The sequence below is a fragment of the Curtobacterium sp. 9128 genome, from assembly GCF_007673775.1.
Classification (GTDB): domain Bacteria; phylum Actinomycetota; class Actinomycetes; order Actinomycetales; family Microbacteriaceae; genus Curtobacterium.
Genome location: NZ_VEAF01000003.1, coordinates 461,935 through 482,543 on the forward strand (window position 1 = coordinate 461,935; position 20,609 = coordinate 482,543).

Genomic DNA, 20,609 nt, shown 5'->3' on the forward strand with positions numbered 1-20,609 from the left:
CCCACGCCTCAGTTGTTGCCGGGGTGCCAGCGAAGGTCGTGGGCGAGGTCGGCTCGGAACCGCAGCAGCTGCCGAAGCCCGTTCACTCCGTCCGTGTTCACGTCGGCGTAGCTGTCGTTGTGGATGACGTGCGCGGTGATGAAGTCATCCGTGCAACACCCCTCAACGGCGAGGACGGTGGTGTCTTGCGGGATGACGACCGTCACCGTCGCTTCGTTCACTGTGGCGGGCTCATAGCCCAGAGCGGCCATGTCGGGATGTTGGGCGAAGAACGCCGTCAGCCGATTTGGTGGGACGAACACGCCTGCCTGCTGCGCCGCCCACCGGTCCGAGATCAGCCCACCCAGCCCGATCAGCTGGTCTGCCTGCTCATCGATGGTGTCATCGCGCTTCCAAGACGTGCGGATGCCGCCCGGGCCCGGGTATGCGGCGATCGTCCAATCAACCAGGACGCCGAAGTCTGCGGCTTCCCACCCACGCTCGGTCGCCGCGACGTGATCGCCCAGCGTCCGAAGCGCCGCCTCAACCTGCTCGACCGGCAGCCCGGTCCGGGTGGCGATGTCGGCGGTGCTGCCGCCATGCATCGTCACCGTGCGGGTGACGGCGAACACGTTCCGCCACCCCGGCGTCGCGTCCCGTTCCCTCGACGAGCCGTGCACCTGCTTGCCGTTCGCCCAGACGCGTTGCCGTTTCCCGTTCACCACCACCAGGTCCGGGTACCGGCGCGCCAACGACAGGACACCGCCCTCGGACCCACCAGGCAGGACGATGAGATCCTCAGTCCGTTCCGTCGGGGTGCCGTCGTCGTTGATGGTCGCGGTCGGGTTCGGGGTCGACAAGAACCCGGACCGGCCGTCCTCGAACCGGAGCCGATCAAACGCCTCCACCCGAGCGGGCATCCCCGCCGCCGCCAAAGCCACCAGAGTCTGCGTGATGTCGATCGTCCACCCCAGCCCGAACGGCAACGACAGGATCTTCTGTTCGTGCCGGATGTCGTGCACCCACTCCCGGTCACCCATCAGTGCCGCGGCCGTTCGACTGAGGCGGCCGCCACGACTGCCGGTCAGCAAGCCGTGGGTCGTCCTCGGAGAGCCGCTCGAGCCCGAGCCCGGATGCGTCGAGGATCGCGTCTTCTGACTCCGACGTGGCGACGAACGACCCGATCTGCGCGTTGACCGCGACAAGAGTCCCGATCCGACTCCGCGCGTCCAACACCACTGCGGCAACCTCCTCGTCGGTGCAGTCGGAAGTCAGTTCCGGCTTTGACGGGTGCAGTGGGGGGAACTCGAGCTGCTGTACTAGCGGATGCCACTTCACGCCGACGCGCAGCATCCGGCCGTCGGCGTCGTTGCGGTAGGACAGCGACCCGAACGGGTGCCCCATGTCGAGCGTGAGGTCCGCCCCGTGCAGCGTCCACCCGTCGGCAGCGTAGACCGGGTCCCAGCGCTGCACGGTGAGCGCACCGAGTCCCATCTTCAGACCTGGGATGAGTGCCTGACCGTCCTGCAGGTCGGCGTAGAGGGCTTGAAGGTTCGGGGGACTCTGGTCGCGCAGGTCCGACAACGGGATGCGGGTGATGCCCCGGATCGCGGCGAGCTGCTCACGCTGCTTCGCGGACGGCTTCGTCTCGTTGGAGCGGCCACTCACGAATCGGACCCGTTTCGGGCGCTGGGAGTCGTCACAACGTCTTCGGTCGGAGTGGTTGCGGCACACGGAGTGCAACTCATGGGGCGATGCATGTTGTGCACGCTAGGAGGCTTACCCGAACGGCGGAACCATATGGGCGGCACCGGGTCCAACAGCAGGAATAGTCGCGCCCCAGCGACACCTATCGGCGAGCCCGAGCTCGCGCTCAGACTCCCCATTCCGAGGGGCAGAAATGGCACAGATTGACCAAATCTGGCCCCCGGTCGAGGGGTAAATCGGCTCCGAAGGCGCCAAATCGGGGCCGCGAACAGGACCTGCTCCCCGCTCGGTCGCACGACGCCGCATAGGGGTGACATCAGCGAGAAAGAGCCTCGCTCCCGACTCGGAGAACATCACCATGAACGACAACATGAACATCAGCACCACCCCCATCGCGACCTGCACGCAGACGACGCACCACATCCACGGCATTGAGGAGCTGCAGCAGCTGCGCATCGCCCTCCGCCGCGATGGCCGCCGAGGCCCGCAAGAACTCGCCTGCCCGATGATCCGCGCCTGGCGCCGCCAGTTCAACGACATCTACAAGGTGGACGCCACGTTCATCCCGACTGACGGGTCGCAGTCGTACGAGACCGACGTGCGCGGCAGCCGCGTGCGGGAGGCCGACATCCAGGTCAGCAACATCCTGCTCCGCTGGCACTGCGACGGCTGGCCCGTCGCCACCCCTCGCACCCCGGGGGAAACCAACCTCAACGACCCCACGCTGCAGCCGGCCCCGACGCCCTCACCCAACGACCCGACCTGCTTCGGGTACGCGCACCGCATCCACACCGCGTCACTGACGCCCATCCGCAAGAACAACCACGCCGAAGGGAACCCGCAGCGCTTCAGCGAGAGTCTCGCCGACCAGCAGAACGTCGACCAGCACCCTGTTGACCAGCGGGGTACGGAGGCGTGCATGCCGAGCCCGAGGCAGTACCGACGGGGTGTCGGCAAGCGCGTCGCATTCGACGCGCTCCTGCTGCACGCTGCGGGCATCTCGGCCGAGTCGCGCGAGTCGAACTACGAGCCCGGCTGGCACGACCGGCAGCCGTCGATGGCGTTCCGACCCGCGCCGTGGGAGGTCGAGCTGACCACCGTGAACCGCGACGCGTCCGAGCCTGAGCCGAGCCTTCTCGACCCTGACCTCCTCGCCTGAACCTCCTCGACAGCAGCGGCCCCTTGCCATGATCGTGAAGCCGCTCCCAGACTGTCGCGTCCGGTATAGGAAAGCGTCGCCCACCATTGGTGGGCGACGCTTTCGTCGTCGGGACGGTCCGTCAGGAGGCAGAAGGCGCGGCGCTCGCGTCGGCGATCGCCGTGAGCTGTGCCAAGGTGAGCGGCTCGTCCTCGTCTACCCCGTGGCCGTCGGTGAGCCGATCGAACGTCGCCAGCATCCGGAAGTACTCCTCAGCGTGGTCGGCCTCACCGGCCCAAGGGAAGTGGTCGGTCAACTCGTCATCGACGACACCGGCGAAGCGGCGCACCACGGCGTGATGCTTGTCGTCGACGATCAGGTGCTCGGCGTAGTTCGCAAGCCGGCGCTCGGTCCGCCATCCGAAGCCACGGAACCGCAGCGCCGCCACCCGAGACTGACCAAGCATCTCGTACTCCTCCGCATGCAACGCGTCGATGGCATGTGCGATGTCTCCGAACATGGACAGGACGTTCTTCACAAACGCGCACACGTGAACCGGCAACTCCGGCTTCACCTTCGCGAACACCCGGTCGTACTGCGCCGTCCACCCGTTGCGGAGAATCTCGGCGAGCAGCGTGTGCTCGTCATACGTGTCCTCGAGCATGTCGCGGTCGCCGGCCACCTCCGGCAACGTCGTGTACAGATACCCGAAGAGCTCATGCTGGACCGCGAGCTGTTCACGCTGGAACACGCTCAACGTCTCCGGCGTCACATCGACCGCGAGGCTCGAGTCGGCAGGCGGCGACGGGAACGTGGCCTGACGGACGAGGTCACTCACCGATGACCCCACCCGCTCGGCCAGCCGTTCGAGGTATGCGAACGTCGCGTCGTCGATGGAAATGTCAGGCATCCGACAGTCGTACAGCCTCTCGAACCGCCGCGGCAAATCGATGAGATAGCCGGTGTAGTCCTTCGGCTCACCGCGGCCGTCGGATGGCGACGACCTGGCGCAGGCGGGCGAGTGTTCGCCGCGAGTAGAGGTCCTGAATTCCGGTATCGCGTCGTGCCTGCCAGATGCGGAACCGCCGAGCTCCGAGCACGACCGAGCGGACCCAACACGTGACACCTCCCAAGGCCAGCAACCAGGACTCGCCTGCGACGACGTCCGAGACGGGGCGGTCGACTGAAGCCACGTAGAACCCCGCCGTGATCAGGAAAGCGCCGTAGAGCGCCCACCCCACGACGGCGCCCGTGGACGTGGCGGATCCGACCCGGCGGGCGGCGCGGAACGCGAACCGTTGATGCAGTCGAATCTCCTCATCCAACTGCTCGAGGAACGTCCAGTGCTGCCGGACCGCAAGCAGATCGTCCGCAGCAAGCGGCCCTCGCGACCGAGCGTCCTGCTCCATCGCAATGAGTTGCTCGAGGCGTTTCGCAGCCCGTTCAGCTCGTCCGCTCGACCACGAAAGAAACAGACCGACGACGCCGACAACGCCTCCAACCACGCCAACGGCGATCGACAGCGGGTTGCTCGTATCCAATGCAGCGTTTCCCGCCGCAACGACCATGCCCGTAGAAAGGGGTGCCACGCGTCAATGCTAGGTCCTTGTCAGCCCACACAGCACTACGTGAAGCGCTCCGCGCCGAAGTGGGGCGGAGCGCGACCCCGCGGCCGCTGGAGCGTTGACTTGCCTGGCGTGAAGCTGTGCGACGGCTCGATGAAGTTATCCGCGCGTGATCAAACCTGCGGGCAACCGCCGTTCTTCACTGCTCCACAACTGGGGCGACGGGTCCCATCGCTCCGGCCGTTACGCTGAGCGGAACCACAGTTTCGACATGCGCTCAAGAAAGACCCATCCTCCACCATGATCTCGAAGCAGATGCTCACGGCAGCCGCACTCGGGGGAGCAGCTCTTCTCCTCCTCACCGGCTGCAGCACGGCGTCCACCTCCAACGTCGCAGCGGGCACCGTCGACGAGTCCTCCAGCACGTCCCCGACGCCCACGTCGTCGACGGTCGCTGCCCTCCCCTTCAACGCCGGCGGGTACCTCGCCGGGAACGCGACGCCGAAGGTTGCCGTCGGAGGCGCAGGGAAGGTCTCCGTCGTGGCCACCGCACCCCTCGAGAAGACGGACGGCATGGGCAGTGGCACGCTGACGTTCGCCTTCCGGAACAACACCGCGGCCCCGATCTCCCACGTGGACTTCACGGGGACGGCATCGGCCGGTGGCAAGGTCGTCGCCAGCGGCTCGAGCCAGGGCACGGTGCCGGCGCAGGTGAAGCCGGGAGAGGCCGGTTTCGGTTACCTCTACTTCGAAGACGTCTCGTCCGTGCCGGAGTCCGGAGTGCAGTACGAGTTCAAGGCGTCGACGTCGCCGGCGGACACCTCTTCATACAATTCGGCACCGCTCAACGTCACGCAGGCCGACAACAACGGGACGTCGATCATCGGCACCGCCGTGAACAAGACCGGCAAGCCCCTCACTGGACCGTACTCAGTGGGGATCTACTGCTTCAGCGGTGACACCCTGACCTCGTCGACCCTCGACTACGCCACGGAGTCCGGCGACATCGAGGCGGACGCGACCGTCTCATTCAGTCACGACCTGTACGACGCACCGTGCGACACCTTCACCGTCGGTGTCTCGGGGTGGTTCAAGTGAAGCGGCTGACCGCTCCCGTCGCCTTGGCCGCACTGCTCGTGCTCACCGGGTGCAGCGCGACGAACACCGCGGACGCATCGGCGGGGAAGACCAGCACTCCGACGAAGGCAGCAGCATCGACGCCGACGCCGGACCCGGTGGTGATCCCGGACCTCACCGGCAACTGGAAGCAGAGCAATTCCGCGAGCGACGACGGTTGGATGACCGCCACCATCGACGGCAACACCATCACGGCGAACTTCGTCACTGACAACGGCGACACCACCTCGCTGTTCTGGGTCGGCACGTTCACTCCGCCGACCGATGACAAGTCGCCCTACACCTGGACTTCGACCCGGGACGCCGCCGCAACCGACTCGGCCCTGCTGGCATCAACGGACCCGACGAAAGACTTCATCTACGAGGACGGGGAAATCAGCTTCCCCGTCAGTATCGCGGGCAGCACCGCTACCGTTCGGCTGTCCAAGCAGTGAAGCGCGACTGAGGCGGTCCACCGTGGTGATGTCCGCCGTGTCGTGTCGGCACGAAGTCGCCTAGCTCGCCGCTCAGTCATCGACGACATGAAGCGTCGTCCCCTTCAGGGGGACGGCGCTTCATGTCGTGCCGAACCCGCCTCCTGCTGCCCACAGCGAAGCTCTGAAGCGAGACCCTGACTCCCAGCGCGCGCGACCCGGCTCTTGTCGTAATGGGCGTTATCGGCGCTCTAGCTTTGTAGAGTCGGCCGAATCGCACCCCCCTGGATCGCCCTCGCAGAACGTCACATGCCACAGGTATGATGGCTGTGATCGAGCTTCAGGGGGACCCATGGATCCGACAGCGGCCGCAAAGCCGGCAGGGTCAGTCATTTCGAGCGTATTCAAGCTCCTGCTGCCGAAGGTTGCGCCACACTTCCGATGTGCGCTATTCGTCGTCTCGCACGCGAAGGCGCAGGGCACGCAACTGAAAGTGCTGCAGCTTCGAAGAGCGCTAGCCGACGGGAAGATTCGTCGCCTGTTGAAGGCGAAGGACTCGAATTCTCGCGCTGAAGCAGGACGCCTTGTTGAACGCGTACAAACGAGGCGGCTTGCAGGAACCGAACAGGCTATCGATCTTCTGCGACTCATCGAGGCCGGGTACTTGAGTATCGCGTCTCCCGGGGAAGCCGTCGCTGGCCTGAGCGTCCAAATCGCCGAGGGCATGGACCGATTGAGCGATGGTCTGCGCAGTGCAGCAAGTGGGCCAGAGGCTTTTCTGTACCTCGCACGGCTCTTCATACCGCCGCTCGAGCAGGATGTACGACGTTTGCGGGAGTTGCACGGCGGCGTTGTGGTTCGCATGGTGAACGAACTTGCAGAAGTGCATGACCGTCGCGTAGTTCTTGAAGCGTGGGCGGCTGAGAGACCGGAATGGTACTCTCCGTCTCCTGCTATCGAGGGTTGGCTTGGGGAACTCGCACTCGAATCGGGTACCCGTCGCGCTGCACGTGTTTTTCTGGATTCCGCTCTCAGCCTTGGTGCCAGCCCAACTGCCTACTGGAAGGCGCGCCGAATCTCAGTCGTCGAGCTACCTCCGGAGGAACAAGAGACATACTTGTCGGACGTTATCGACGAACCAGTGATTCAGGGAATGCTGCTTCGAAGCACTCCGTCGGCCCGTCGTGAGCGACTCGCGACGTGGTCGGCCGACACTGCAATGCAGCGAGCGTTTAAGGCAGCGCTGCGAGTGCGCTCTTACCGAGACGAATCCGACTTCGATTCTGCTATCGAGGCGGGCCGGGAAGAATACCGGGAGCACTCCCACTACGGAGCGGCGCTTGTTGCGGTCGAGTGCCTGCTCCGACGTGGCACCAGCGAAGGCGCCCTCCAACGTGGAGCTGACCTGAACGCCGCGGCCCAGATGGCGATCGAACTGCGAGATGCACGACGCAGGTGGCGCGCTTCAAGCAGCGACGCCGTCGCTCATGCAATGCGCGCAAACATTCTCCTTGCGAACGACGATCGAGCCTGGGCGCTGTCCCAAGTGGAGCCTGCAGGTGAGGCGAGCCGTGACGAGGCGGAGGCGCCGGTAGTTCGCAACATGAGCATCGTGCTCGTTGCAGAGCGTGGAGATGTTGCCACAGCTCTGGAGATGTGCAATGAATCGACCGACCGGGCAACGCGGCTACAGGTGGAGGCGCGCACAGCAGAACTTGCCCTCGATGATCAGCGAGCGGCCGAGCTGTGGGCAGAAGCCATCGATGTCACAGAAGACTGGGACGAGAAGGCAAACCTTTGTTTCAGAGAAGCCTTACATGGGCGGGTGAACTCCTTCGTTCAACAGCTTCGAACTAACAACCCCGAAGTCGCGGATGAGATCGAACTCGTCGCGGCTCTCTACAGCGATGATCCGCGCGGTCTCTTCAATGCGGAACGGGAGTCACACCTCAACCCGCGGGTCGCTCATGCGCTTCAGCAGTACTACGCGTCGAGGGATCGGATAGACGAATTCATCGCCGTAGCCGAGCGGTCCGCGCGGCAATGGGGAAGCGCGGACGATATGCTTGTCGCTGCACGCGGCTACCTTCGCCTCGGTCGCCACTCAGAAGCTGCTGTTTCAGCCGCTAACGCTCGACTCGCTGGAGGCGGGTCGTGGGGTGGTATTTACGAGGCAATAACCGTTCAGATTGAAAGCGCGAGCGGCCAGGAGGATTGGGCCAACGCCATTCAATTCGCCAGAGAGGCAGTACGCGCTCGTCCCGGCTCGTCACGCGCCCGATGGGCACTCATCCGACTCCATCTTTACGCGGGTGAGGATGATCTCGCGTTCGCGGCGTGGCAGGACGCGGAAAAGGCATTGGTGCCGTCCAATACCGCGGAAGCGACGGCCTGGCTGTATCTCTTTCGGCTCTATGGTTCCAAGATGAGCAGCTTGCGCGAACTCCAGACCGTCGCACTTCGCTTCGAGGTTGACGAGCAGGTACGGACGCTGGCGATCGGCGCGCTGGTTCTTGCTCCAATCGAGGATGATCACGATTCGGTTGACGTTACCTCGCTCCTCAAGCATTTTCAGGAGGAGTTCCCGGACGCACCCGGCGCCACTTCTCTCCACGTAGATACTGATGATCCAGCCGCGCTTCTAGATCGGCTCGACGAGTTGGCGGGCGGCCCCCGTGACACCAGTGCCATTGATGCCGGTCTTGCGAACGGAAGTGTGCCGATCGGCATTGCGAGCCAAGTAGCACGACGGTCCTACGCTGCAACCCTTATTCGCCTTAGGCAAAGCCCTCGCTTTGCCGTTGAACTGCATGACGTCGATGAGCGGGCGACCGTCGAAGCCCACATTCACCGCGCTGTTGTAATCGACACCTCCGCGCTGTTGACTCTGGCGACGATACCCCCGACCGCCGCCGAAGAAATCGCGGGGAGTTTCGTCCTGAAATCGGCGACGCAACAACTCGTCGACCTCAACAGTGCGGTACAGGATCTGAACGGCGATAGTGGTGGCACGTTCTTCCCGAGCAGTCACGCCCAGGGTCCGCGATTCGAGCTCGCAGACGCCTCGGTTCTTCTAGACCGGAGACAAATCGCCTCATCGATGCTTGACCGACTGCGGCTCACTAGCCGCCAGTCTTCGGGTGGCAGCGCGCAAGTGCTGCCTGAGGAAGCACGCGAACTAGCCGGGCCATGGACCGCGTCTATCGCGCTGGCAGCTAACGCGCACCTGCCGCTTTGGTGCGACGACGTGAGTGCTCGCCGCGTTGCGACCGCCGCGGGGGTACCCGCCTTCGGTACTCCTGCCGTGTTGGCGCACCTCCGGCGAAGTCGTTCGCTTAGTCCCGCAGAGGCGGACACCACAGAAGCGGCCCTTATTCATGGTTGGATGATCGGTATCGCTTTCGCGGACGCGCCCTACAAGCTGGCTCTGCAGCTCGATGAATTTGAGGCGAAGGGTGCCGCGTTTGCTATCCACCACAGTGACGGTAATGCAGTCGCGGAGAAAATCGCACTTGCCCTAGATGCGCTTGGACATCGGTGCGAGGATGCAGAAGCTGTGCAGCAGTGGACCCACCTCATGTCCGCCTATCTCGCTCGGATCTCCGAGTCCGGGGGGCACGCCCGTCGGAATGTCGCGCTATTCTTGACAGCGATACTCGGCTCTGAATGGATGTCCCCCTCCTCACTCCCGTTTGTACTCGCGGGAGCGCGAAGTGCTGTCGAAAGCGACTGGCGCAACGTGCTCGAAGAGGCGTTCCGAGCGCACTTCCGAAAGCTGGTCGACGTACTCGACTACGGCACAGCCGGACACTACGCGCGCTCGCTAGTAGCAGCGGTCAGCGAAGCAGATCGGCTCGTCATCGTAGGCGTCATCCTCGAACGTTGAGCGAAGCGTCCTCGCCACCGACAGTCGCAGGACCTCGCCGGTGGGCCCGGACACCAACCCCGTCCGCGTCGGCGTGCGCCAAGCGATCCGCCAAACCTCCGGCGCGTGCAATCCGTCATCTGACACCTCCAGCCGCAGTGGGATGAACACGGTTGGCACTGGGCCTGCCCGGCGGTCCACTTGCACACACTGGACGAGCACACTCGGGCGCGGCTGCGCGTCATGTGCCGGAGTGCCGTCGACGAGGAGTCATAGCCCCGTAACCCAGTTGCGCGGGGAATCCCAGTTCTTAGGCGGCCTCGTTCGGGAGACAAGCTCTGGGCGGGCGCGACGAGCAGGAAGAGGAAGCAGATTGGCTTGCGGGCGAGCCTCTCGTGCCGCGCGACGCTGCGTTCAGGCGGGCCTAGCGGGACGCCACGGACGATGACGTGGCGAGGCGCTACCAAACCATTGTGCCGCGTGCCCGTCGCCGGGCGAACCAGTCCGAAGTGCGACGCCTGGTAGTCCGCTCCAGGCACAAGCCTGCGACCTCGACCAAGGCAGCACCGTTCTGAACGCCGAGCGCCCATTCAGCCCGTGGAATGGATCCCCGATGCCCGTGGAACGCCCGCCAGTACTGGGATCCGCGATCCGCGCCATCACTGGCATCCGCGAATAGACCGAACACTCCGCTGGTCCGGACCCCGCTACCGTTGACCCATGGACGACGGGGGAGCGGCACCACCGCACGGCGACGACGTCGGCGAGTTCGTCGCGTGGGTGTTGACCCTGCGCTCGTGGAGCGCCGCCTGGGACGCGCTCCGCAAGCGGTCCGACGCGGGGGACTTCGCGTTCCTCGGCGACGTGGTCGTCGAGGCGGAGCGACACCGCCCTTCTGACGGCGGGTACCTGCCCTCGAACCTCGGCAGCATCCACGACTTCGCCCGGGCGCTGCTGGCGAAGTCGCCGACCGGGAGCGCCGCGGTCGAGCTCACCCGTCTCGCATCGGTCGGTTCCGACGCGGCCCTCGCGCTGCAGGCCTCCCACGTCGCGAGTCAGCAGGCGCTGGACACCGCGGTACAGCTGTTCGTCGGCCCGGCCGAGAACGCCGCCGTGCACCGCCTCCGGGAACTCCTCGCGCAGGAACTCCTCCTCCGGAACCCGGAAGCGGCCTCCGACCCGGTCCTCACCGCGTGGTGGGCGTCCGACCGCCCAGCGGACCCGCTGCAGTGGTTGCCGCCGGTGCTCGCCGACTTCGAGCACGATGCGGTGTTGCAGAAGTACGACCTGGGAGGGGGATCCTGCGCCATCCCCTTCGGGCCGTACTGCGACGCCACCGACAACGTGAGCGCGACGGAGCGACCACATCGGGCGCTCGCGTGGCAACCGCAACCGGAGGACCCCGTCAGGACCGCTCGCCTCGCCGCGCCGTTCGACCCGTTCTGGAAGTCAGAGACCCGCACCGTCCGTTTCGACACGCCCCTCGGCCCGGACGACGTCGCCGACGCACTGCTGTCGCTCGGTCTCGATGCGCTCGCCGGGATCGAACACGGGCCGCGGATGTGGTGCGCGCAGCTGACCCCGCACGACGTCTGGGAGCAGATGTTCGCCGCGACGGCGAACGGCGGCGCCTACGGCAGCGGGGACGGCGCCGGCATCGCCCGTCTTGCCGCGGCGCAGGGCATGGCCGCGCTGATGGGCCTCCCCGCGGACGGCAGCTTCGAGGACGTCGTCGCAGCCGCGGACGCGTCCACCTGGTACCGGTTCGACGCGCAGTCCGACTGGTACGAGCAGGTCGCGTGGGACTCCGGTGTCGCCTGCCTGGCACCGGACCGTCGGCAGCTCGCGGTCGTCGCGGCGACCGACACGGACTGAGCGGGCGAGCAACGCGCGACCCGGCGACACGTCGGACGGGAGGCTCGGTGCCAGCTGGCACCGAGCCTCCCGTCCGTCAGGGGACCTACCTGGTGAGGACCGCCGCGACCTCGGGGATGCGGTCGACGTAGCCGCGCACCAGGTCGCGTGCGACGCTGACGCTGTCGACCAGCGGGTGCAGCGCGAACGCCTTGAGCGCCTCGTCCTTCGAACCGGTCATCGCGGCCGCGATGGTGTGCCGCTCGACGGCCTTCACCTGGCTCATCAGGCCGATCTGGTGCAGGTCCGGCTGGTCGGTGGTCATCGGGTGGACGCCGTTCGCGTCGACCATCGTCGGGACCTCGACGACGGCGTCACGGGGGAGGCCCGCGATCGTGCCGTTGTTCCGGACGTTGAGGATCATCGTCTGGCGTTCGTTGCGGCTGATCGCGGCCATGACACCGAGCGCGACACCCGCGTAGCCCTGGTGCGCCGGGTCGGTCTCCCGCTCCTTCGGGTCGAGCGGCTCGTCCTGGGTGCCGCCCTTCGCCTCGGCCATGTACGACGCACTCCGGCGGGCCACCGTCTGCCGCCAGAGCTCGGCGACGCCGTCGCCCGCGGCGCTGGCACGGTCGTAGAACGCGGACTGGCTCTCGGCGAGGAAGTCACCGCGGGTCTTGCCCGAGTCGATGATGGACCGGACCGCGTCGCGGTTGAAGTAGTAGTAGAAGAGGTACTCGTTCGGGATCGCGCCGAGCGAGCGGATCCAGTCCAGCCCGAAGACGTGTCCTTCCTCCATCGCCCCGAGGCGCTCGTCGTCCGCCATCAGCTCCGGCAGGACGTCGCGGCCGTCGTACATGACGCGGCGCATCCAGCCCAGGTGGTTCAGGCCGACGTAGTCCATCTGCACGCGGGTGTGGTCGAGCCCGAGCATCCCGGCGACGCGGCGGCCCAGGCCGGACGGGGTGTCGCAGATGCCGAGGACACGGTCACCCAGGACGCTCTGCATCGCCTCGGTGATGATCCCGGCCGGGTTCGTGAAGTTCATGACGTAGGCGTTCGGGGCGAGGTCGCGGATGACCTTCGCGGCGTCGACCATGACCGGCACGGTGCGGATGGCGTAGGCGAGGCCCCCGGGACCGGTGGTCTCCTGCCCGAGGACGTCCAGGTCGAGCGCGACGTGCTCGTCGCAGCGTCGACCCTCGAGACCGCCGACCCGCAACGCGGCGAAGACGAAGTCGCTCCCCTCGACCGCGCGGTGCAGGTCGGTCGTGGGCTTCAGCACCGGGGCGTCGGGGAAGTCGGCGGCGAGCTCGGTGAGGATCGCGACCATGGCGTGGAGCCGGACCTCGTCGACGTCGTACAGCGCGACCTCGTCGACGCGCGGCGAGCCGCCGTCGCGGAGCAGGGCCTGGTAGACGTACGGCGTGCGGAACCCGCCGCCTCCGAGGATGCAGAGCTTCATGTGATGATGACCTCTCCGCCGGCGGTCCGGCAGTGTGTGAGTGTTTCGTCGGGAGCGCCGGTCGTCGTGATCAGCGTGTCGACGTCGGAGAGAGAGCAGAGCTTCAGCGCTCCGCTCCCCGGGAACTTGGTCTCGGGTGCCACCAGGACGATGTGCTCGGACGCGGCGATCATCGACTGCTTGATCGGTGCCTCGACCGCCATGTTGTCCACCACGTGCCCGTTCGCCCGGACGCCGGTGCAGGACAGGAACAGCAGGTCGGCGCTGACGTGTTCGAGCGAGGTCTCCGCGAGGGAGCCGACCAGCGTGCGGTAGTTGCGGCGGACGACGCCCCCCAACAGCACCAGGCGCACGGTGTCGTCGTGCCGCAGCACGTCGAACACCGCGAGGTTCGAGGTGATCACGGTGACGTCGCGGCCGCGGAGCCGCTCGGCGATGAGCGGGGTGGTCGTCCCGATGTCCAGGATGACCACGTTGCCGTCCTGCACGAGCGCCGCCGCCTCGACCGCGATCCGCTGCTTGAGGTCGGAGTCGCTGGCGTCCCGGAACGGGAGCTCGATCGTCTCACCGTCCCCGCCCCCCGCCGTGGCGCGTGGCGCGAGCACGGCGCCGCCCCACGTCCGCACGAGCTCACCGTTGCGGTCGAGCATCTCGAGGTCGCGGCGGATCGTCGCCATGCTCACCGACAGTTCGTCGGCGAGCTCCTGCACGGACGCGGTGCCCGTCGACCGCAACGTCCGGATGATGCGGTTCTGCCGCTCGGCCGAGATCATGCGGCCACCGTACCCCACGTCTTCGCGCAAATCGAGCACAAATGAACAGCAGAAGGGTCGCAAAGATCACACTTAACAAAAATGGAGCAATCAAGTAACGTGCTCGGAACATCGATCGCGCAAGATCGCTCAGAGACGGCGGCCCGCACGCAAACTGCTCACACTTGCGCATCGACGGTTCCGCGACGACGAGGAGACCCGTGACTGACCTGTCGGCACCACACGCCCCAGCGGCCCGCTCCGGTGCGCTGCTCTTCGCGGGTGACGTCTTCTGCGATCTCGTCTTCTCCGGTGTGCGTCTCCCCGAGGAGGGAGCCGAGGTCTTCAGCGACGGCTTCTCCATCACCCCGGGCGGGGTCGCGAACCGCGCGGTCGCCGCGGCGCGGGTCGGAGCGCCCACCATGCTGCTGAGCCGGCTCGGCGACGACCTGCTCGGGTCGCACATCCACGCCGAACTCGCCGCCGAACCGAACCTCGACACCACGCTCCTCGAGCGCGTGCCCGGTCACCAGAGCCCGGTGTCGGTCGCCCTGACCGGCCCGCACGACCGCAGCTTCGTCACCTACGAGGAGCACCTGCCCCCGCTGCGGGTGCCGAGCGACATCGGCGCGGTCGCCGCGACCCACGTCGGGATCGCCCGCCCGCTGCCCGACTGGGTGCGGCGGCTGCGCGACGGGGGCACGGTCGTCGTCGGCGGAGTCGGCTGGGACCACACGGGGGAGTGGTCACGCGACGTCGTCGACCGGCTGGACGAGATCGACGTCTTCGTCCCGAACGACGCGGAAGCGATGCGGTACACCCGCACCGACTCCGCGCTCGCCGCCGCCGAGGCGCTCGCCGAGCGTGTCCCGCTCGCCGTCGTGACGTGCGGCAAGGACGGCGTGGTGGCCGTCGACTCCGCCAACAGCCAGGTGATCAGCGTCGACAGCGTGCCCGTCGACGCCGTCGACCCGACGGGGGCCGGCGACGTGTTCGTCGCCACCTTCATGGCCGGGATGCACCACGGCTGGCCCCTGGAGGCCCGGCTGCGGTTCGCCACGCTGTGTGCGGCGATCGCGGTCACCGGCCTCGGCGGCGCAGCGAGCGCACCGGGTCCACAGCAGCTCCGCGACTTCGTCAGCGCCCGCCGGCCCGCCGGCGACTGGCGTCTCCTCGACGACCTGGCAGTCGCCAGGACGTCTGCATGACCTCACCGCACCCCTACCCGAACAGGATCATCATGAAACGGATCAGCAAGGCAACGATGTCGGTCGGCGTCGCCGCCGTCCTGGCGCTCGGACTCGCCGCCTGCACGCCTGGCGGTTCCGCGGCACCGGCGTCGTCGGCGAGCCTCGGGCCCGTGTCGAAGGACGTCGGGTCGGGCAAGACCACCCTCACCGTCTGGGACCAGAACACCGACACCGGCATCAACGACGCGCAGCAGCAACTCAACGACGAGTTCGAGAAGACGCACCCGAACATCACGATCAAGCGGGTCTCCCGGTCGTTCGCCGACCTCAAGACGACCCTGAAGCTCGCGCTGTCCGGCGACAACCCGCCGGACGTCGTCCAGGCCAACCAGGGCTACCCGGACATGGGTGCGTTCGTGAAGGCCGGCTACCTGCGACCGATGGACGACTACGCCGAGCTCTACGACTGGAACAGCTACTACCCCTCCAGTCTGCTCAAGCTCAACTCGTTCTCCTCGGACGGGAAGACCTGGCAGGGCGACGACCTCTACGGCGTCTCGCAGACCGGCGAACTCGTCGGGCTGTACTACAACAAGGCCGTCCTGGCGGAGGCCGGGATCAGCGAACCGCCCACGACGCTCGACGAGCTCACCGCAGACATGGCGACGCTGAAGTCCGCCGGGACACTGCCGCTGAGCTACGGCGACGTCGAGAAGAGCCCCGGCATCCACCTCTACGGGTTCGCGCTCTCCGCCCTCGCCGGCCACGAGAAGGTCAACGACCTCGTCGCCGGCAAGTCCGGCAGCTGGACCGGCAGCGACGAGGTCGAGGCCGCAGAGACGGTGGCGGGCTGGTCGAAGGACGGCTACCTCACCGAGGGTGCCAACGGGGTGTCGCGCGACGACGCCGTCGCCGCGTTCGGGAAGGGCCAGTCCGGCTTCCTCATCACCGGTACCTGGTACCTGGCGACGCTGCAGGCCGCGTCCCAGGCGAAGGACATCGGCTTCACCGCCCTCACGCCGTCCGGTGCATCGACCCCGGTGACGATGGGCGGCGAAGGCCTCGCCTGGGCGATCACGTCGAAGACGAAGAACGCGAACGCCGCGGCCGCGTACATCGACTTCATCACGAACGAGAAGGCGTCCGAGGTGCTCGTGAAGACCGGCAACCTGCCGACCGTCGTTCCGGCGAGCGACGAGCCGGCGAGCGGCACGCTGACCGGGGACGTCACGAGCAGCTACCAGGCGATCTCGAGCGCGAACAACGTCACCCCGTACCTCGACTACGCCACCCCGACCTTCTACAACACGCTCACCGCCGCGATGCAGAACCTCACGGCGGGGCAGTCCACCCCGGAGCAGTTCACGAAGACGCTCCAGGACGACTACTCGGGCTTCACCGAGAAGTGAGGACCTTTCCGTGACCGAGTCGACCGGAACCCTGGCGGGTGCTGCCGCGAGCAGCGCCCGCCTCGGGGGGCGCCGCAAGGGCGCCAGCACCACCAGGCGGCGGCGGCGCAGCCGCGTCGCGTACCTCTACATCCTCCCGGCCTTCGTGGTCTTCGCGGTCTTCCTCGGTGTGCCGTTCCTGCAGAGCATCCAGTACTCGTTCTACAACTGGGACGGGCTGTCGGCTGCCACCTGGGCGGGCTTCGCGAACTACGCCGACGTGGTCACCGATCCGCAGCTGCGCGCGTCCTTCGGTCACGCGCTCGTGCTCATGGTCTTCTACGCAGCGATACCGGTCGCGATCGGCCTGTTCCTCACCGCCCTGATCTCGCGGGCGAACGCGCTGCGCGGGATGTCGTTCTTCCGCACCGTGCTGTTCCTCCCGCAGGTCATCGCCTCCGTCGTGGTCGCCACGATCTGGGTCTCGATCTACTCCCAGGACGGGCTCGTCAACGGGTTCCTCCGGCTCATCGGTCTCGGGCAGCTCGCGCAGGTGTGGCTCGGCGGCTACGACACCGCACTGCCCGCGATCGGACTCGTCGGCACCTGGCTCAACGTCGGGCTCTGCCTGGTGCTGTTCCTGTCCGGCGTCGGGAACATCCACCCGAGCCTCTTCGAGGCGGCCCGCATCGACGGTGCCGGTGCGGCCCGGGAGTTCTTCTCGATCACCCTGCCCTCGCTCCGCGGGCAGATCGCCGCCGCGCTGACCCTCACCGTCGTGTCGGCACTGAAGACCTTCGACCTCGTCTACGTCACGACCAGCGGCGGACCCGGCAACTCGACATCGGTGCCGGCGTTCGAGGCGTACAACCGGGCGTTCCAGACCGGCCAGGTCGGCTCGGCCGCTGCCGTCGCCGTGTCGCTGACCGTCGTCATCATGATCGTCACGGCCCTGATCGGCCGACTCCAACCGAAGGACCTCGCATGAGGCTCAGCATCCGCGAGAAGACCGTGAACTACGTCATCCTGACGGTCTTCGCGCTCTTCGCGATCATGCCGCTGATCGGCGTCCTGATGTCGTCGGTGACGCCGCCACTGGAGAACTCCGGGGGCTTCAGCCTGCCGACGAAGATCGACATCGGGAACTTCGGCGCGGCCTGGAACCAGGGGCACTTCGCCACCTACATGGGGTCCAGCGTCCTCGTCACGGTCGCCGTCGTCGTCCTGACGACCGTGCTCGCGGTGTTCGCCGGCTTCGCCTTCGCGCGGCTCGACTTCTTCGGCTCGAACGTCATCTTCTTCGTCATGCTCGCCGGCCTCATGCTGCCGGCCGAGGCGTTCATCATCCCGCTGTACTTCAACCTCCGGTCGGTCGGCATCACCGACACCTACGCGAGCCTGATCCTCCCGCAGACCGCCCAGTCGCTCGCCTTCGGGATCTTCTGGATGCGCAACCAGTTCCGCAGCTTCCCTGGCGAGGTCATCGAGGCAGCCCGCCTCGACGGTGCGCGGGACATCCGGATGCTCTGGCAGGTCATCGTCCCGTCGGCGATCGCACCGATCATGACGATGGCGCTGCTCATCACGATGTGGACCTGGAACGAGTTCCTGCTCCCCCTGGTCCTCATCACGAGCGAGGACCACCGCACGGCGCCGCTCGGCCTGGCGTTCTTCAAGGGAGCGCACCTCACCGACTACTCCCTGTTGTCCGCCGCGGGGGTCATCGTCGCGCTGCCGATCGTGCTCCTCTACTTCCTCCTGCAGAAGCGGTTCATCTCCGGGATGCTCGGCGGCATCGCCGACCGCTGACACCTGCGCCACGGTCGGGACCCGGCAATCGTGGGTCTGTCAGGTTGTAGACGACCGGTTCAATTCGGTGTACGGACGAACACCGTCGACACCGTCGACACCGGCAATGCCGACGCCGCCCCGTCGGACCTCCGCGTGGCGTGGTTCACCGACTCCGGCCTCGGCCCCGTCGACCCGCAGGTCGCCGACACCGTCCGCCAGGCAGCGGCAGCACTCGCGAACGCCGGCGTCCACGTCGAGGAGATCGACATCCCGACCCTCCACCACGACAACCCGCTGGCACTGTTCAACAAGCAGCACGTCATGGAGCTCAAGCCCGCGATGGCCGAGGCCACCGAGGGTCACGAGGACCTCCGGTTCACGATGTCGACGACCATGCTCGCCACCCCGGACACCTCCATCGAGGACTACGTCGCGGCCGAGCAGGGCTTCGAGCGCATCCGTGACGCCTACGCCGAGGTCTTCACCACGTACGACGCCGTCCTGCTCCCGGTCCTGCCGATCCCGGCCCACGAGCACGACAAGACCGAGTTCGTCATCGACGGCCAGACCGTCGACGCCACGCACATCCAGACCTTCACCGTGCAGTTCAACATCACCGGCATGCCCGCCCTGTCGATGCGGTTCGGCACCAGCTCCGACGGCCTGCCGATCGGGGTCCAGATCGCCGGCCCCTGGCACGCCGAGACCACCGTCTTCAACGTCGCCAAGGTGCTCGAGTCCGTCAGCCCCGTCCGCGACCAGCACCCCGAGATCTGATCGGCCCTCCGGCCGGACGGGAGCTCCCGCACGATCGCCGTGCCGGAGCCGGTCGGAGCCACCGGCGCGTACCACGAACAGAACAACGAACAACGAGAGGTCGTCATGGCACCATCAACCGAACTCCGCAACGTCCTGATCACCGGCGCCGCGACCGGCTTCGGCCGGGAGGTCGCATTCCGCCTCGCCGAGAAGGGCTTCACCGTGTACGCCACGGTCGAGGTCTACGGCCAGGTACAGACCCTGAAGCGCCAGGCGGCGGAGCGCGGGGTCTCCCTGCACGTCAGCAAGCTCGACGTGACCGTCGAGGGGGACCGGCGGAAGGCCCTCGACTGGGACATCGAGATCCTCGTCAACAACGCCGGCGTCGGCGAGGGCGGGGCGACGGTGGACATCCTGGAGTGGAACGTCCGCCACCAGTTCGACGTCAACGTCACCGGCCCGCTCATGCTCACCCAGGGCATCGCGAAGCAGATGGCCCGGCGCGGCCGGGGGCGCATCATCTGGGTGTCCTCGCGTGAGGGTCTGAACGTCAACCCGTTCACGGGCATCTACTCCGCGTCGAAGCACGCCGTCGAGGCGATCGCGGAGAGCATGAAGGACGAGCTCCAGGAGTTCGGCGTCGAGGTCGCCACGATGAACCCGGGCCCGTTCCTCACGGGCTTCAACGATCGCATCTTCCAGACCTGGGAGGGTGGGAGGACGACCCGGAGCAGCGGCTGTACGACTACGCGCAGCTCGCCTTCCCGCGTGCGCAGTTCAACCCCGAGCCCGTCTACGCGACGCTCACGGCGTTGGCGGCGGGCGAGATCGACTCGTACCGGAACCTCGAGCCGACGTCGATGCTCGAGGAGACGAAGCAGCTGATCGACGCGCCGTGGTCGAAGACGACGACCGACGGACTCGGGACCCGGAACGAGAACGTCCAGAACGCCTACGACATGCAGCCGGAGCAGCTGCGTGACGACCAGGACCCGATCCCCGCGGACTGAGCGGCGCGGCGCCGCCGCAGGCCTGGAGGCCCGGCGCAGTACCCCGGACCGGACCGCCGGAGCCGCGCCGTGCCTCCAAGGCGGTGCCCGCTGCGGCCTGTGGCCAGCCACCAGGCGCGCACCCGGCTCCGGGAGTTGACTGGCGGCCCGTCCCCGGAGGAGCCCCATGCTGTCCCTGATCTACTCGAGCGTCGCGACGCGGCCGCTCGGCGACGACGACCTCGCTGCCCTGCTCGCCCAGAGCCGCCGTTCCAACGAGCAGGAGGACGTGACCGGCGTGCTGCTCTTCCGGAACGGGTACTTCCTGCAGCTCCTCGAGGGACCCGACGCCGCGGTCCGGAGCAAGTTCGACCACATCAAGCGGGACGACCGGCACACCGAGGTCCGCGTGGTCCTCGAGGAACTCGTCGAGGCACGGCAGTTCCCGGAGTGGACGATGGGCTTCCCGGCGGCCGACCGCGACGTCGAGGACGTTCCCGGCTACCGGTCCACGTTCGACGACCTCGACCGGGAGCCCGCGCCCGACCTGCCGTCGGCAGCGGCGGTGCGCGAGCTCATCCGGTGGTTCCGGCCGAGCGGGCGCTGACCGGCGCCCG

Annotated in this window: 19 protein-coding genes; 13 read left to right on the forward strand and 6 right to left on the reverse strand. The window is 67.0% G+C overall.

The genetic code is table 11. The features are described from left to right. Positions 1–8: 8 nt before the first annotated feature. Both FS641_RS08430 and FS641_RS08435 read right to left on the reverse strand, forming a co-directional pair. Complete coding sequence (locus FS641_RS08430) at positions 9–1,001, reverse strand: hypothetical protein (RefSeq protein WP_144762697.1); 993 nt, start codon at positions 999–1,001, stop codon at positions 9–11. Between the two features lie 10 nt (positions 1,002–1,011). Continuing rightward, on the reverse strand, positions 1,012–1,647 hold the full coding sequence (locus tag FS641_RS08435) for a hypothetical protein (RefSeq protein ID WP_144762699.1): 636 nt from the start codon (positions 1,645–1,647) through the stop codon (positions 1,012–1,014). A 397-nt stretch (positions 1,648–2,044) separates the two neighbouring features. Here FS641_RS08435 and FS641_RS08440 point away from each other — a divergent pair, with 397 nt between their 5' ends. Then, the gene (locus FS641_RS08440; RefSeq protein WP_144762701.1) at positions 2,045–2,845 is read left to right on the forward strand and encodes a hypothetical protein; all 801 of its coding nucleotides are present in this window, start codon (positions 2,045–2,047) and stop codon (positions 2,843–2,845) included. A 121-nt stretch (positions 2,846–2,966) separates the two neighbouring features. On the opposite strand, the gene FS641_RS08445 is transcribed toward FS641_RS08440, so the two are convergent. Together FS641_RS08445 and FS641_RS08450 are read right to left on the reverse strand one after the other, a co-directional pair. Continuing rightward, a complete protein-coding gene (locus FS641_RS08445; protein WP_144762703.1) occupies positions 2,967–3,734 on the reverse strand; it encodes a YfbU family protein in 768 nt (255 codons plus the stop codon). Positions 3,735–3,801: 67 nt separating this feature from the next. After that, positions 3,802–4,413 carry a hypothetical protein gene (locus tag FS641_RS08450; protein WP_144762705.1) on the reverse strand — a complete coding sequence of 204 codons (612 nt, stop codon included), beginning with the start codon at positions 4,411–4,413 and terminating at the stop codon, positions 3,802–3,804. Positions 4,414–4,689: 276 nt separating this feature from the next. Here FS641_RS08450 and FS641_RS08455 point away from each other — a divergent pair, with 276 nt between their 5' ends. From FS641_RS08455 to FS641_RS08470, 4 genes are all read left to right on the forward strand, one after another. Next, complete coding sequence (locus FS641_RS08455) at positions 4,690–5,487, forward strand: hypothetical protein (RefSeq protein WP_144762707.1); 798 nt, start codon at positions 4,690–4,692, stop codon at positions 5,485–5,487. Next, positions 5,484–5,960, forward strand: coding sequence for a hypothetical protein (locus FS641_RS08460; protein ID WP_144762709.1), 477 nt, complete (start codon positions 5,484–5,486; stop codon positions 5,958–5,960). The genes FS641_RS08455 and FS641_RS08460 overlap by 4 nt, the downstream gene beginning before the upstream one ends. A gap of 331 nt (positions 5,961–6,291) precedes the next feature. Beyond that, entirely contained in the window at positions 6,292–9,825 is a 3,534-nt protein-coding gene (locus tag FS641_RS08465) for a hypothetical protein (protein WP_144762711.1), read from the forward strand. Between the two features lie 699 nt (positions 9,826–10,524). Then, a complete protein-coding gene (locus FS641_RS08470; RefSeq protein WP_144762713.1) occupies positions 10,525–11,679 on the forward strand; it encodes a DUF6183 family protein in 1,155 nt (384 codons plus the stop codon). 85 nt (positions 11,680–11,764) lie between these two features. Here FS641_RS08470 and FS641_RS08475 read toward each other — a convergent pair whose 3' ends face one another. Both FS641_RS08475 and FS641_RS08480 read right to left on the reverse strand, forming a co-directional pair. Continuing rightward, the gene (locus FS641_RS08475) at positions 11,765–13,123 is read right to left on the reverse strand and encodes a 6-phospho-beta-glucosidase (RefSeq protein WP_144762715.1); all 1,359 of its coding nucleotides are present in this window, start codon (positions 13,121–13,123) and stop codon (positions 11,765–11,767) included. Continuing rightward, positions 13,120–13,896, reverse strand: coding sequence for a DeoR/GlpR family DNA-binding transcription regulator (locus FS641_RS08480; protein ID WP_144762717.1), 777 nt, complete (start codon positions 13,894–13,896; stop codon positions 13,120–13,122). The genes FS641_RS08475 and FS641_RS08480 overlap by 4 nt, the downstream gene beginning before the upstream one ends. A 200-nt stretch (positions 13,897–14,096) precedes the next feature. On the opposite strand from FS641_RS08480, the gene FS641_RS08485 reads away from it, so the two are divergent. The 8 genes from FS641_RS08485 (at position 14,097) to FS641_RS08515 (ending at position 20,599) form a co-directional block, all read left to right on the forward strand. Continuing rightward, a complete protein-coding gene (locus tag FS641_RS08485; protein WP_144762719.1) occupies positions 14,097–15,083 on the forward strand; it encodes a carbohydrate kinase family protein in 987 nt (328 codons plus the stop codon). Further along, entirely contained in the window at positions 15,080–16,474 is a 1,395-nt protein-coding gene (locus tag FS641_RS08490) for an extracellular solute-binding protein (RefSeq protein ID WP_222122068.1), read from the forward strand. The genes FS641_RS08485 and FS641_RS08490 overlap by 4 nt, the downstream gene beginning before the upstream one ends. 10 nt (positions 16,475–16,484) lie before the next feature. Next, complete coding sequence (locus FS641_RS08495; RefSeq protein WP_260855744.1) at positions 16,485–17,441, forward strand: carbohydrate ABC transporter permease; 957 nt, start codon at positions 16,485–16,487, stop codon at positions 17,439–17,441. Then, positions 17,438–18,262 carry a carbohydrate ABC transporter permease gene (locus tag FS641_RS08500; RefSeq protein WP_144762720.1) on the forward strand — a complete coding sequence of 275 codons (825 nt, stop codon included), beginning with the start codon at positions 17,438–17,440 and terminating at the stop codon, positions 18,260–18,262. The genes FS641_RS08495 and FS641_RS08500 overlap by 4 nt, the downstream gene beginning before the upstream one ends. 30 nt (positions 18,263–18,292) lie before the next feature. Continuing rightward, complete coding sequence (locus FS641_RS08505; protein WP_260855745.1) at positions 18,293–19,021, forward strand: amidase family protein; 729 nt, start codon at positions 18,293–18,295, stop codon at positions 19,019–19,021. A 105-nt stretch (positions 19,022–19,126) separates the two neighbouring features. Continuing rightward, complete coding sequence (locus FS641_RS08510; RefSeq protein WP_222122070.1) at positions 19,127–19,888, forward strand: SDR family oxidoreductase; 762 nt, start codon at positions 19,127–19,129, stop codon at positions 19,886–19,888. Beyond that, positions 19,864–20,013: a hypothetical protein gene (locus FS641_RS18270; protein ID WP_222122071.1), complete on the forward strand. Its 150-nt coding sequence runs from the start codon at positions 19,864–19,866 to the stop codon at positions 20,011–20,013. The genes FS641_RS08510 and FS641_RS18270 overlap by 25 nt, the downstream gene beginning before the upstream one ends. A 166-nt stretch (positions 20,014–20,179) precedes the next feature. Beyond that, positions 20,180–20,599 (forward strand): BLUF domain-containing protein, encoded by a 420-nt coding sequence (locus FS641_RS08515; protein WP_144762724.1) that lies wholly within the window; start codon positions 20,180–20,182, stop codon positions 20,597–20,599. The last annotated feature ends 10 nt before the right edge of the window (positions 20,600–20,609 follow it).